Annotated in this window: 13 protein-coding genes; 4 read left to right on the top strand and 9 right to left on the bottom strand. The window is 72.1% G+C overall.

Annotation, left to right across the window (positions count from 1 at the left end; translation table 11 throughout):
* Positions 1 to 5 precede the first annotated feature (5 nt).
* The 5 genes from ACWD35_RS12900 to ACWD35_RS12880 form a co-directional block, all read right to left on the bottom strand.
* Positions 6 to 1016, bottom strand: coding sequence for an LLM class F420-dependent oxidoreductase (locus ACWD35_RS12900; RefSeq protein WP_451351234.1), 1011 nt, complete (start codon positions 1014 to 1016; stop codon positions 6 to 8).
* 103 nt (positions 1017 to 1119) lie between these two features.
* Positions 1120 to 1977: a DUF5336 domain-containing protein gene (locus ACWD35_RS12895; RefSeq protein ID WP_451351233.1), complete on the bottom strand. Its 858-nt coding sequence runs from the start codon at positions 1975 to 1977 to the stop codon at positions 1120 to 1122.
* 84 nt (positions 1978 to 2061) lie between these two features.
* On the bottom strand, positions 2062 to 3012 hold the full coding sequence (locus ACWD35_RS12890; protein ID WP_451351232.1) for an N-acetylmuramoyl-L-alanine amidase: 951 nt from the start codon (positions 3010 to 3012) through the stop codon (positions 2062 to 2064).
* A 22-nt stretch (positions 3013 to 3034) separates the two neighbouring features.
* The gene (locus ACWD35_RS12885; protein WP_451351427.1) at positions 3035 to 3688 is read right to left on the bottom strand and encodes a class I SAM-dependent methyltransferase; all 654 of its coding nucleotides are present in this window, start codon (positions 3686 to 3688) and stop codon (positions 3035 to 3037) included.
* Between the two features lie 134 nt (positions 3689 to 3822).
* Entirely contained in the window at positions 3823 to 5571 is a 1749-nt protein-coding gene (locus tag ACWD35_RS12880) for an MFS transporter (protein WP_451351231.1), read from the bottom strand.
* A gap of 161 nt (positions 5572 to 5732) precedes the next feature.
* Here ACWD35_RS12880 and ACWD35_RS12875 point away from each other — a divergent pair, with 161 nt between their 5' ends.
* The 3 genes from ACWD35_RS12875 to ACWD35_RS12865 all read left to right on the top strand — a co-directional run bounded on the left by ACWD35_RS12875 (position 5733) and on the right by ACWD35_RS12865 (position 8417).
* Positions 5733 to 6944 carry a lipid-transfer protein gene (locus ACWD35_RS12875; RefSeq protein WP_451351230.1) on the top strand — a complete coding sequence of 404 codons (1212 nt, stop codon included), beginning with the start codon at positions 5733 to 5735 and terminating at the stop codon, positions 6942 to 6944.
* A gap of 115 nt (positions 6945 to 7059) precedes the next feature.
* Positions 7060 to 7599, top strand: coding sequence for a SigE family RNA polymerase sigma factor (locus ACWD35_RS12870; protein ID WP_451351229.1), 540 nt, complete (start codon positions 7060 to 7062; stop codon positions 7597 to 7599).
* Positions 7599 to 8417, top strand: coding sequence for a hypothetical protein (locus ACWD35_RS12865; RefSeq protein ID WP_451351228.1), 819 nt, complete (start codon positions 7599 to 7601; stop codon positions 8415 to 8417). Before ACWD35_RS12870 ends, ACWD35_RS12865 begins: the two co-directional genes overlap by 1 nt.
* 13 nt (positions 8418 to 8430) lie before the next feature.
* Here the strand turns inward: ACWD35_RS12865 and ACWD35_RS12860 are convergent, their stop codons facing one another.
* From ACWD35_RS12860 to ACWD35_RS12845, 4 genes are all read right to left on the bottom strand, one after another.
* Positions 8431 to 9063: a response regulator gene (locus tag ACWD35_RS12860; RefSeq protein WP_451351426.1), complete on the bottom strand. Its 633-nt coding sequence runs from the start codon at positions 9061 to 9063 to the stop codon at positions 8431 to 8433.
* A gap of 117 nt (positions 9064 to 9180) precedes the next feature.
* Positions 9181 to 10506, bottom strand: coding sequence for a sensor histidine kinase (locus ACWD35_RS12855; RefSeq protein ID WP_451351227.1), 1326 nt, complete (start codon positions 10504 to 10506; stop codon positions 9181 to 9183).
* A gap of 17 nt (positions 10507 to 10523) precedes the next feature.
* Positions 10524 to 11240 carry an ABC transporter permease gene (locus ACWD35_RS12850; protein ID WP_451351226.1) on the bottom strand — a complete coding sequence of 239 codons (717 nt, stop codon included), beginning with the start codon at positions 11238 to 11240 and terminating at the stop codon, positions 10524 to 10526.
* Positions 11240 to 12145 (bottom strand): ABC transporter ATP-binding protein, encoded by a 906-nt coding sequence (locus ACWD35_RS12845; protein ID WP_451351225.1) that lies wholly within the window; start codon positions 12143 to 12145, stop codon positions 11240 to 11242. Before ACWD35_RS12845 ends, ACWD35_RS12850 begins: the two co-directional genes overlap by 1 nt.
* Before the next feature lie 241 nt (positions 12146 to 12386).
* On the opposite strand from ACWD35_RS12845, the gene ACWD35_RS12840 reads away from it, so the two are divergent.
* The gene (locus ACWD35_RS12840; RefSeq protein ID WP_451351224.1) at positions 12387 to 13262 is read left to right on the top strand and encodes a MaoC/PaaZ C-terminal domain-containing protein; all 876 of its coding nucleotides are present in this window, start codon (positions 12387 to 12389) and stop codon (positions 13260 to 13262) included.
* Positions 13263 to 13283: the final 21 nt, after the last annotated feature.

The following is a 13283-nucleotide window of genomic DNA, read 5'->3' as shown; positions in this document are numbered from 1 at the left end:
CTGCCCTAGGAGTTCAGCTCCGCCAGCACCCGCAGGGTGTGGGGGTCCGGTGCCAGGGCCAGCAGGTCCGTCACCGGGCCCTTGCGCCACAACTCCAGCCGTTCGGCGATGCGTCCGCGCGGGCCCACCAGGGAGATCTCGTCGGCGAAGGCGTCCGGCACGGCCAGTACGGCCTCCTCGCGCCGCCCGGCGAGGAACAGCTCCTGGATCCGCCGCGCCTCCCGCTCGTACCCCATGCGCGCCATCAGGTCGGCGTGGAAGTTGCGGGCCGCGTGGCCCATGCCGCCGATGTAGAAGCCGAGCATGGCCTTCACCGGCAGCAGCCCCTCGGCCACGTCGTCGCAGACCCGCACCTGGGCCAGCGGCGCCACCAGGAACTGCTCGGGCAGCTCCCGCACCGCCTCTCCGTACACCTCGGGCCGGCTCGGCGCCCAGTACAGCGGCAGCCAGCCGTCGGCGATCCGGGCCGTCTGCGCCACGTTCTTCGGCCCCTCCGCGCCCAGCAGCACCGGCAGATCGCGGCGCAGCGGGTGCGTGATCGGCTTCAGCGGCTTGCCGAGTCCCGTGCCGTCCGGCCCCCGGTACGGCAGCGGATGGAACCGCCCGTCGGACACCACCGGCGCCTGGCGCCGCAGCACCTGTCGTACGACGTCCACGTACTCCCTGGTCGCGGTCAGCGGCGACTCCGGGAACGGGTGGCCGTACCAGCCCTCCACCACCTGCGGCCCCGACAGGCCGAGCCCGAGCAGCATCCGCCCGCCCGAGAGATGGTCCAGGGTGAGCGCGTGCATCGCGGTGGTGGTCGGGGAGCGCGCCGCCATCTGCGCAACCGCCGTACCCAGCCTGATCCTTGAGGTCTGCGCCGCGATCCAGGTGAGCGGGGTGAAGGCGTCCGAGCCCCAGGACTCCGCCGTCCACACGGAGTCGTACCCGAGCCGCTCCGCCTCTTGCGCGAGCGCCACATGGTCCGCGCCCGGACCGCGTCCCCAGTAACCGAGTGCCAGACCGAGCCGCATGCGTCACGCCTCCTGACGGGGTGTCAGTTCGGGACTGCCGACTGTACGACAACGGCCCCCCACCCGGAAGGGCGAGGGGCCGTGGCGCAGTTGGCTGCCCGTGTCAGCCGCGCTGTATCCCGGAGGTGTCCTGGAGCACGCCACGGCGGCCGTCCTGGGTCTGCGCGACCAGCGCGGCACCGCGCTGCTCGACCGCCAAGTACCAGGTACCGGGCGCCAGTTCGGCGATCGCGTTGGGCGAGCCGTCCTCCGCGAACAGCGGGCGGGCCGCCGGGACGGCGAACCAGAACGGCGAGAAGTCCGCGGTGGCCGGCTGCGGCTGCGCCGGAGCGGCGGCCTGCGGACCGGCCTGCGGACCGGCCTGCGGGCCGGGCTGCCCGAACGGCTGACCCGGCTGCGGCTGGGCGCCGTACGGCTGCTGCGGGGCGGCCGGGGCGCCGGGGTAGCCGTAACCGCCGGGCGGCTGGGCGCCGTACGGCTGCGGGGCCTGCGGCTTGGCGGCCGGGACCAGCCCGGCCTTGAGGGCCGGGACCAGCGGCGTGGCGACGGCGGCGGCAGCCATGATGAGCGTGGCGACGAGGGCGAGGATCAGGCCCGTGCCGGCGTCGGGCGCGTGACTGTCCGAGCCGCCCCCGACGTTGTTCAGACCGCCGACCGGGTCGATGACGTTGCCCAGCGCGCTCCACGCGGCGAACACCGTGAACGCGGCGCCGAACGCGCCGAGTTCGAGACCCGCGACCTTCGGCGGCTGCGGCAGCGCACGGGAGAACACGACTAGCGCGGCGCCGATGATCCCCGCCAGGACGACGCCCATCAGGACCGGGCCGCTCTCCCAGAGGTTCGGCAGGTCGCTGTCAGAGATGCCGTCGTACGAGTAGTTGGTGAGGAACGACGCGATGAACAGCAATACCGCTGCCCCGATCACCACGCCGTCGCCTCTAGTGAGGGAGCGGATATTCACTTCAAAGGTCCTTCGTAGGTCGTCTCGTCGTCGGTAGACACTATCGTCCGCGTGATCACGGTGTAGGGCCGGATCCGCCCGCGGTCACGACTCGCGCAGGAAACTCACGATTCCGTCAGAGATCCCTCGCGCGGCGAGCTGCCGCCAGGCGCCGCTGGTCAGCAGTGCCGCGTCCTTGCTATCCCGCATGTTGCCGCACTCGATGAACACCTTGGGCACTGTTGACAGATTGAGACCACCCAGGTCCTTACGTGTGACAAGACCGGTACCGCCGCCAAGGTAGTTGGAGGGCGGCTCGCTCGTGACGCGGAGGAAGTTGCCCGCAACGCGCTCACCGAGATCGCGCGAAGGGCCCACGATCGGGCGGGTGTCGGCGGCGCCCGCGTGCACGGAGCCCGGCAGGATCACGTGGAATCCGCGGTTGCCCTGCACCGAGCCGTCGGCGTGGATGGAGATGGCCGCGTCCGCGCGCGCGGTGTTCCCGATCCGCGCCCGCTCGTCGACGCACGGCCCCCAGGCGGGACTCGTGCCGTCATGGGTCAGCTTCACCGTGGCACCCAGCTTCTCCAGCAGCGTGCGCAGCCGGTGCGCGACGTCCATGCTGAACCGGGCCTCGGAATACCCGGAGTTGGTCGATGCCCCGGTCGTGTCGCATTCCTTCCAGTTCGTCCCGATGTTCACCTTGCGGTTGATCTCGGTCGCATGCTGGAAGTTGCTCGGGTTGTGCCCCGGGTCGATGACGACGACCTTGCCCTTGAGCGGCTTGGATCCGGCGGGCACGGGGGCCGGGGGTGACTGGTTCGGGCCCTTGGCGTCGTCGCTCGGGGCGGCCGACGGGGAGGACGACGTCGAGGGGGAGGAGGACTCGGGGGCGGCCGTACGGTCCGAGTGCCCCGAACCGCCGCCGCCCACCTGCCCGTACACCACCCACCCGAGCAGCGCGCCCGGCACCAGTACGGCGAGCGCCACGGTCAGCGGGCCGCGCCGGGGGCGGCGCGGCTGGGGGTAATCGAACTCGGGGCCTACGTACGACACGTCTGCGACTCTAACCTCGGCCTCAGAATCCCGCTCCCGTTCGCCGCAGGACGCGCAGCGACCCGGCGACCGAGACCTCCGTGAACGCGCCGGACTCCAGCGCCCGCAGATAGACCCGGTACGGCGCCTGCCCGGTGAACTCGTCCTCCGGCTCCGGGAAGACGTCGTGGATGACGAGGAGGCCGCCCCCGGCGACGTGCGGCGCCCAGCCCTCGTAGTCGGCGCTCGCGTGCTCGTCGGTGTGGCCGCCGTCGATGAAGACGAGACCGAGGGGCGTGTTCCACAGCGCCGCGATCTGCGGGGAGCGGCCGACGAGCGCCACCACGTGCTCCTCCAGGCCCGCCCGGTGCAGCGTCCGGCGGAACGTCGGCAGCGTGTCCATCAGCCCGAGCTCGGGGTCGACGGTCTCCGGGTCGTGGTAGTCCCAGCCCGGCTGCTGCTCCTCGCTGCCGCGGTGGTGGTCGACGGTGAGCGCCGTGACCCCGGCCTCGCGGGCCGCGCCGGCGAGCAGGACGGTGGACCGCCCGCAGTAGGTTCCCACCTCCAGCAGCGGCAGCCCGAGCCGCCCGGCCTCCACCGCCGCCGCGTACAGCGCCAGCCCCTCGTCCACGGGCATGAATCCCTTCGCCGCCTCGAACGCGGCCAGGATCTCGGGCTTGGGGGCGGTGGCGGGCATGGGGGCCTTTCGGTCGTACGACTCGGTCTCGGCTGTACGGCTCGGCTGCACGGCTCGGCTGTACGGCGTTCTGGGCGCCCATGCTGTCGTACCCCCTGCCGCCGAAGCGACAGGGGGTACGTATGGCATGGATCTCAGGCGCTGACCGTCTCGCCCGGAAGGGAGAGGTCCAGGTCGACCGTCCGCTCCTCACCGTGGTGGGTCGCCGACGAGGCGAGCGGTCCGTGTCCGGCGGCCTTCGCGGCCAGCACGTACGCGCCCTGCGCGGGCACTGCGAGGGCGTAGTTGCCGTCCTCGTCGGAGACGGTGGCGCCCGCCTGCCGTCCCCGCCGGTCGATCAGCGTGACCTTGGCGCGGGCGACCGGCGCGCCGTCGGCGTCCAGGACCCGGCCGCGGAAGCCGCGCAGAACCTCCTCGGCGTGCTCCAGGTTCGCGTCCTCCTCGCTGCTCGCCCGCAGCTGCGTGTGCTGCTGCGGAGCCGGCCGGGCGGCCTTCGGAAGGAACACCGCGAGCAGCAGGCCCACCGCGACCGCCGCCGTGGCGATCAGGAAGGAGACGCGGAAGCCGTGCATGGTCGGGATCTCGATCCCGCCCACGTTGTTCGCCGTGTTGGCCAGCACCATGCCGATGACGGCGCTGGAGACGGACGTACCGATGGAGCGCATCAGCGTGTTCAGGCCGTTGGCCGCGCCGGTCTCCGAGGCCGGGACCGCGCCGACGATCAGCGCGGGCAGCGAGGAGTAGGCGAGGCCGATGCCCGCGCCGAGGACCACGGACGTGACGATCGTCTGCCAGGCCGCGTCCATCAGGCCGAGGCCGCCGGCGTAGCCGAGGGCGATGATCAGCAGGCCGGTGATCAGGGTGACCTTGGGGCCGTAGCGGGCGGACAGGCGGGCGTAGACCGGTGCGGTGAACATCATCGTCAGGCCCAGCGGGGCCACGCACAGGCCCGCGACGACCATGGACTGGCCGAGGCCGTAGCCGGTGGCGGTGGGCAGCTGCAGCAGCTGGGGCAGGACCAGCGAGACGACGTAGAAGCTGACGCCGACCATGATCGAGGCGAGGTTGGTGAGCAGCACCTCACGGCGGGCGGTGGTGCGCAGGTCGACCAGCGGGGCGTCGACGCGCAGCTCGTACATGCCCCACAGGACGAGCACGACGACGGACGCGGCGAACATGCCGAGCGTGGTGCCGGAGGACCAGCCCCAGTCGCTGCCCTTGGTGATCGGCAGCAGGAGCAGCACCAGACCGGTGGACAGGCCGAGCGCGCCGGGCAGGTCGAAGGAGCCCTCCGCGCGCATCGGGGACTCGGGGACGACGAGGAGGGTCAGGGCGATGGAGAGCACGCCGAGGCCGGCGGCGCCGTAGAACAGGGCGTGCCAGTCGGTGTGCTGGGCGACCAGGGCCGCGGCGGGCAGGGCGAGGCCGCCGCCGACGCCGATCGAGGAACTCATCAGGGCCATGGCCGAGCCGAGCTTCTCGCGCGGCAGCATGTCCCGCATCAGGCCGATGCCGAGCGGGATCGCGCCCATGGCGAAGCCCTGGAGGGTACGGCCCACGATCATCGTGAGCAGCTGGCTGGTGACCGCGCTGACCAGGGCGCCGACCACCATCACGGCGAGGCTGAGGATCAGCATGCGCCGCTTTCCGTACAGGTCGCCGAGCCGGCCCATGATCGGGGTCGCGACGGCACCGGACAGGAGGGTCGAGGTCAGGACCCAGGTGGCGTTGCTGGGCGCGCTGTGCAGCAGCTGCGGCAGGTCCTTGATGACCGGCACGAGCAGGGTCTGCATCACCGCGACCGTGATGCCCGCGAAGGCGAGCACCGGGACCACGGCCCCGCTGACCTTCCTGCCGGGCTGGTCGGTCGACGTGTGGGTCATTGAGTGAGGCCTCCCGTTAGATAAGTGCTCGGTAAACCTCGTATGCACAGGCAACTATTCCGTTGCTTCGGGCCCCTAATGGATTTTTGACCCGCTCATGGGTATCTGAACTTCCGTCAGGGGGTGGTGAGTTACTGGAACGCGTTCTAATCTGGCCCGCCATGAAGGCCTATGTCGCCGGGGTCGGAATGACCCGATTCGAGAAGCCCGAGAGTCGCTCTTGGCAGTACTGGGACATGGTGCGGGAGGCCGGAAGCGCGGCGCTGGCGGACGCCGGGATCTTCTACGGCGATGTGGAACAGGTTCCCGTCGGCTACTGCTTCCAGCCCTCGACCGCGGGGCAGCGCGCCGCCTACGAGCTCGGCCTGACCGGCGTCCCCGTCTACAACGTCAACAACAACTGCGCGACCGGCGCGACCGCGCTCATGCTGGCCCGCCAGCTCGTCGAGGGCGGCGCCTGCGACTGCGTGCTCGCGCTGGGCTTCGAGAAGATGAAGAAGGGCGCGCTGGGGGGCGGGGCCGACGGAGGCGCCCGCGGCGGAGCCGCTGATGATTGGAGCTCCACCTCCCCCGTCGCCCGGCACTACGGGATCATGGCCGCCCGGCACGGCTTCGAGGCGAACCCGCCCACCGCGCAGATCTTCGGCGCCGCGGCCCGCGAGCACATGGAGAAGTACGGCACCACCGAGGCCCAGCTCGCCGCGGTCGCCGCCAAGAACCACCGGCACTCCGCGCACAACCCCTACGCCCAGTTCCGGGACGTGTACGAGCTGGCCGACATCCTCGCCGCGCGCATGGTGCACCGGCCGCTGACCAAGCTCCAGTGCTCGCCCACCTCGGACGGCGCGGCGGCGGCCGTGGTCGTCTCGGAACGCTTCGCCGAGGAGCGCTCCCTGACCGGCCTGGCCGAGATCGCCGGGCAGGCGATGACCACGGACACCGAGGAGTCCTTCGCGTCCGGTTCCTGCATCGACGTGGTCGGGCAGCCGATGTCGCGGGCGGCGGCCCGGCAGGCGTACGAACGGGCCGGGCTCGGCATCGAGGACGTGGACGTGGTCGAACTGCACGACTGCTTCTCGGTCAACGAACTCCTGACGTACGAGGCGCTCGGCATGTGCGCGCCGGGGGAGTCGGGCAAGCTCGTGGAGTCGGGGGCGACGACGTACGGCGGCCGGTGGGTGGTGAACCCGTCGGGCGGGCTGATCTCCAAGGGCCACCCGCTGGGCGCGACCGGCCTGGCGCAGACGGCCGAGCTGGTCTGGCAGCTGCGCGGCGAGGCGGGCGAGCGGCAGGTGGCGGGGGCCCGGGTGGGGCTCGCGCACAACATCGGGCTGGGCGGGGCGGCGGTGGTGACGCTGCTGAGGGCGGTGTAGCTCACCGCCGGTCCCCTGCCTCCTCCTCCGCCGGGAAAATTTCCGTGAGTTGTGCGGAGGAGGAGGCAACGAACCACATGCCTCATGGACTCCTTTTGACATCTAGGAGGTGCCCATGGGGGATCGGAAGGGGGCTCGGAACGAGGAGTTCCAGAGCTTCATGGTCGGCCGCTGGCCGCGGCTGATGCGTACGGCATTTCTTCTCACGGGGGAGCAGCACGCCGCCGAGGACCTGGTCCAGTCGACGCTCGAACGGGTCTTCGCGGCCTGGCGCAAAGTCGGCTCGGCCGACGACCCGGAGGCGTACGTGCGGCGCGTGATGATCAACATGCATGCGCGCAAGCACAGAAGGAAACTCAAGGAGTTCCTCGCCCCGAAGGACGACTCCGGCCTGCTGCACGAGGTGGCCGACACCGGCGACCGGATCGCGCAGGCCGACGACCGCAGCACCCTGCTCAAGGCGCTCGCCCAACTGCCCGTGCGGCAGCGGGAGGCGGTGGTCCTGCGCTACTGGGAGGACCTGACGGAGACGCAGGCGGCGGAGGCGATGGGCTGTTCGGTCGGCACGGTCAAGAGCAACGCGGCCAAGGGGATCGCGAAGCTGCGTGCCATACCGGGACTGGCCGAGACGGTGACGTACGGAGGGCGGAAGTGATGAGCGCGGACCGGGAGCAGTACGACATGACACAGACCGACATCGCCCTCCTTCTCGCGGACGCCGCGGACGAGGTCGAGATCGGCATAGCCCCCGTCCAGGCGGTCATGCGGGGCGGCCGGCGTCGCAAGGCGCGGCGCTGGGCGGTGACGGCGACGACGGCACTGGTGCTGACTGGGACGACGGGTGCCCTGGCGGTGACCGGGCTGCCGGGAGACGGGCACGCGGACCGGCACGCGAACGTGGCGAAGCCGCCGGCTTCGGCGGAGGCGCGGCATGTGTACGAGCCGCAGCGGACCGAGCTCGGACGGGGGACCTACCAGGGCAAGGAGTGGAGCGTCGGCGTCCAGGTGTGGGGGGCACCGCGCAACGAGGCCGAGGCGGACCGGCAGTTCGACGCCATGGCCGAGCTGGGCCTGAAGCCGGCGGACGTTCGCAAGCCCGCCGACCTGATCGGCAAGATCTCGTACTTCGCGACCCGGGGCTGGGGTGACAACCGACCGCAGCAGGTGGTGTTCAACACGGTCAAGAAGTTCGAGCAGTTCTCGGGCACGGACATGGAGTCCATCGCGACTCGTCTGGGTTACGGCGGCGAGACCTCCGGCCGACTGGTGATCGGCATGGTCGCCAAGACCGCCCGGCAGGTCACCTGCCACTGGAAGGACGGCACGACGGCTGTGGCCGAGCGGGCCTACGGCTTCTCCCTCCGCAACATGGGATCGGCGATCCGCTCGGTCGACGGCTTCCAGGGGGCCAACTGGTTCGTGTGCACGGCGCCGGCAGGGACGTCCTACGCGTCGGCGGAGGTGACGAAGTAGCACCGCCGGGAGTTCAGAGCCACCCCTGCTGCCGGGCCTCCCGCACGGCCTCGGCCCGGTTCCGCGTCCCCGTCTTGCCGATCGCGGAGGAAAGGTAGTTGCGCACGGTGGACTCGGACAGATGAAGCCGGGCCGCGATGTCGGCGACGGTCGCCCCGTCCACGGACGCCTTCAGCACCTCGCACTCCCGGGCGGTCAGCGGATTGGGCCCGGCGCTGAGCGCGGCGGCGGCCAGCGCCGGATCGACCACGGTCTCCCCGGTGAGCACGCGCCGGATGGCCGCGGCCAGTTCCTCCACGGGACCGTCCTTGACGAGGAACCCGGCAGCCCCGGCCTCCATCGCCCGGCGCAGGTAGCCGGGCCGGCCGAAGGTGGTGAGGATCAGCACCCGGCAGTCGGGCGCCTGCTCGCGCAGCTCGGCCGCCGCGTCGAGCCCGCTGATGCCCGGCAGTTCGATGTCCAGCAGAGCCACGTCCGGCCGGTGGATCAGCGCGGCGTCCACGATGGCGTCCCCGGACGACACCTGGGAGACGACCTCGATGTCCTCCTCCATGCCGAGCAGCAGTGCGAGCGCGCCACGCATCATGCCCTGGTCCTCGGCGAGCAGAACCCGGATGGACTTGGCGGTCCGGTGGTCCCGGGGCATCTCGTTCATGCGCTCAGAGTACGGCGGACGGTCCGGCCCGGAGGGAACGGCAAGCTCCGGTCCCCCGCCGGGGCGGGAGCTTGGCGTCGTCCCGGGTGCTGCCGGATACCTGGGGGGTCAGCACCCCCCGGGCGCCGTAGCCAGGCCCGCGCCCGCGCCCGCGCCCGCACTCGCGCCTGCACCCGCTCCGGTCACCACGAACTCCGCCTCCTCCACCGGGAGTTCCGCGGTGACCGTGAAGCCGCCGCGCGGCGACGGGCCGGCCGTGAGGGAGCCGCCCGCCGCCGCGAGGCGCTCGGTCAGCCCGATGAGGCCGGTGCCGCCGATGCCCTCCGCGGCCCCGGGCCGGGCCACGGCCTTGCCGGTGCCGTCGTCGCACACGGTGAGCCGTACCCGCTCGGCGGCGCCCTCGATGGTGATCTCGCAGCAGGTGGCGTCGCTGTGCCGGACCACGTTGGTGACGGCCTCGCGCACCACCCAGCCGAGCAGCGCCTCGCTCTGCGGGGCCAGCGGCGTCCCGGACTGGCGGACCACCGGCCGCACGCTCGCTGCGGACAGCGCCGAGCGGGCCCGGGTCAGTTCGGTGGCCAGGCTGCCCTGGCGGTAGCCGGTCACCGCCTCGCGGATCTCGGTCAGCGCCTGCCGGCCCACGGACTCGATGTCGGTGATCTGCGCGAGCGCCGCGTCCATGTCGCGCGGCGCCAGCCGCCGGGCCGCCTCCGACTTCACCACGATCACCGACAGCGTGTGACCGAGCAGGTCGTGCAGATCGCGGGAGAAGCGCAGCCGCTCCTTCTCCACCGCTCGCCGGGCCAGCTCCTCCCGGGCGGCCCGCAGTTCCCGCACGGCCTCGGACAGGCTGAGGATCGCGGCGGTCACCATGGTCGAAAGAAAGGTGCCGTAGGCGATGTTCACCGCGTCCCAGCCGTCCCGGACGGCGGACACGGCACCGGCGTACCCGGCGAGCAGCAGGCCGGCGCGTCCCAGCCACGGGCCGCGCAGGGAGGCCCCCGTGGCGAGGCCGAGCAGCGGGAAGAACATCAGCCAGTTGCCGCCGTACCCGAGGGCCAGGCCCGTGGTCAGCAGGCCCATGAGCAGCAGCGCGACCCGGGTGGAGACCGCCTCGCGCGTCTCGCGCACGAAGCAGCGGAAAGTGACGTAGATGTACAGGGAGTTGAAGGCGAGCAGGCCCAGGCCGCCGACCCACGGGTTCGAGGCCTTGCCCTCCAGCAGGTTGGAGAAGGACCCGAGGCCCATCAGCAGCCAGGGCAGCAGGGCGAAGCCGGTGGCCGGCGGGTCCGGGTGGTCGTCGGCCGGGGTGCCCCCCTTCTTCCGGGCCTCGCGCTGGGCGGCCTGGAAGCGCCGGAGGTCCGCCCGCCACTGGAGCCGTGCCGCCTGCCAGGCCCGCGCCTGTACCCGCTTTCTCCGCCACCAAGTCGTCATGTCTCTGTATCCCCCGATCAGATGGTCTCCGCACTACGGCGGTACGAGAGCACAGCGTACGAACCGAAAAGTCCCAGCCATGCCGTCAGCACGATGATCGCACCAGCGCCCGGAGCATGCCCGTCCGCGACCGTGGTGCCGAGCTGGGCGAAGCGGTGGGTGGGGGTGTACGCCGAAATGGCGCGCAGCCAGCGGGGGAACAGGCTGATGGGGAACCAGAGTCCGCCCACCACCGAGAGCCCCAGGTTGCACAGCAGGTTCGCCACGCCCGTCGCCGGGCCCGTCAGCCGGTAGCCGTTGCCGAGGCCGAGCAGCGTGAAAGGGATCGAACCCAGCCACAGCAGCAGCGCGATCGCCGCCCACTGCCAGAGCGCCAGCCGCACCCCGTTGACCAGAGCGCCCGCCGCGAGCACCGCGAGGATCGCGGGCAGCACCGTCACCGCGCCGGTCAGCGCCCGCCCCGTCACCGCCTGGCGCGGGGTCAGCGGCGTCACCCGCAGCTGCCGCAGCCAGCCGGTGCCCCGGTCCTCGGCGACCGCGCCGCCGGTGTTCAGCGCCGAGCCGACCGCGCCGTAGGCGGCCATGCCGACCATCGAGGCCGTCCGCCAGTCCCCGTCGTTCTCGCCGAGGTTGGAGAACAGCAGGTACATCATCACCGGCACCGCGATCCCGCTGATCACGAAACCCGTGTCCCGCAGCGTACGGCGGACCTCCAGGCGTACGTAGTCGAGCATCACACCGCCTCCAGGGTGCGGGAGGTGAGAGCGAGGAACGCGTCGTCCAGGGAGGCCGGGGCGACCTCCAGGCCCCGGATCGCGCCGAGGGCGGCGAGGGCGATCACGGTCGCGTCCGAGTCGTCGGTGCGCAGCCGCGCCCGGCTGCCGTGCACCTCCACCGAACAGACCCCGGGCAGCAGGGCCAGCGCCTCGGGGTCGTGCCCGGCCAGCTCGACGGAGACCAGGTTGCCGCCCGCCGCCCGGCGCAGCTCCTCGCCGGTGCCGTCGGCGACGATCCGCCCGTGGTCGAGGATCACGATCCGGTCGGCGTACGCGTCCGCCTCCTCCAGGTAGTGCGTGGAGAACAGCACGGTGTGGCCGCGCCGGGCGTAGGCGCGCATCGACTCCCAGAAGGCGTGCCGCGCCTCCACGTCGAGCGCCGCCGTCGGCTCGTCCAGCACCAGCAGGGCGGGATCACCGGCCAGCGCGACCGCGAACCGCACCCGCTGCACCTGCCCGCCGGACAGCCGGTCCACCCGCCGCCCGGCCAGGTCCGCGATCCCGGCCAGCTCCAGGGCCCGCCCCACCGGCATGGGCGCCGGATAGCGGCCGGCCACGAAGCCGACCAGCTCGCCGACCCTGACCCGCGGCACCGGCCGCCCCTCCTGGAGCATGGCGCCCACCCGCCCGGCGCGTACGGCCCGCTCCGGCCCGGTGCCGAACAGCTCCACCCGCCCGGCGTCCGGCTCGGTCAGGCCGAGCAGCAGCGCGATCGTGGTGGACTTGCCGGCGCCGTTGCGGCCGAGCAGGGCCACGGTCTCGCCGCGCCCGATCTCCAGGTCGATGCCGTCGACAGCGCGTACGGCGCCGTAGGTCTTGACCGCCCCCGTGAAGGACACGGCGGCACTCTCCGTCTGTGTCATGCCTACGAACCTAGGGATCCGGACCCGGTCTCCGGCAGATGCGCATGTACGGACCCGGGCAGTACAAATGTCACGGCCCACGTCAGCTGACACAGTGTCAGGAGCCTTCACAACTGCGGAGCGCTCGGCTATACAGGGGGCGCCGGACTGGAACGCGTTCTAGATCCGCCCCGTGGACGACCTCGGTGCGGCCGACGGTGCGGACGTCCGCACCGAGGTCTTGAGACCCGTCAGGAGCCCCATGCCCATCGACGCAGCCAAGGCCGTCGCCGCCGAGCCCCGGATCCGTGAGATCAGCTGGACCGTCAAGGACGTCCAGCTCTACCACCTCGGCATCGGCGCCGGCGCCGACCCGGACAAGGACAGCCCCGCCACCGACCCCGACGAACTGCGCTACACCCTGGAGTCCCGGCTGCACGTCCTGCCGAGCTTCGCCACCGTCGCGGGCGCCGGTTCGCCCGGGGTGATCAGCAGCCTGTCCATGCCCGGCATCGAGGCCGACCTGGCCAAGGTCCTGCACGGCGGCCAGACCCTGGAGATCCACCGGCCGATCCCGGCCGAGGGCACCGCCACCTCCACCAACCGCATCGCCGCCGTGTACGACAAGGGCAAGGCGGCCGTCCTCGTCATGCGCACCGAAGTCGCCGACGCCGAGGGCCCGTTGTGGACCAACGACGCCCAGATCTTCGTACGCGGGGAAGGCGGCTGGGGCGGCGACCGCGGTCCGAGCACCCGCCTCGAACCGCCCACCGGCGAGCCCGACCGGACCGTCGAGCGCCCGATCCGTCCCGACCAGGCCCTGCTCTACCGCCTCTCCGGCGACTACAACCCGCTGCACGCCGACCCCGAGTTCGCCAAGCTCGCCGGGTTCGACCGGCCCATCCTGCACGGGCTGTGCACCTACGGCGTCACCCTCAAGGCGGTCGTGGACACGCTGCTCGGCGGGGACGTCACCCGGGTCCGCTCCTACTCCACCCGGTTCGCCGGAGTGGTGTACCCGGGGGAGACCCTGCGGATCCGCATGTGGCGGCGGGACGGCGAGGTCCGGGTCGCCGTGAGCGCCGTCGAGAGGGACGACGCGCCCGTCCTGGCCGACACCATCGTTCAGCACTCCTGAAGAGCCTCCGAGGGGAGCCGC

The sequence above is a fragment of the Streptomyces sp. NPDC002671 genome (assembly GCF_053592475.1).
Note: the sequence above shows the minus strand (reverse complement) of the source record. Positions and strands in the feature narration are given on the sequence as shown.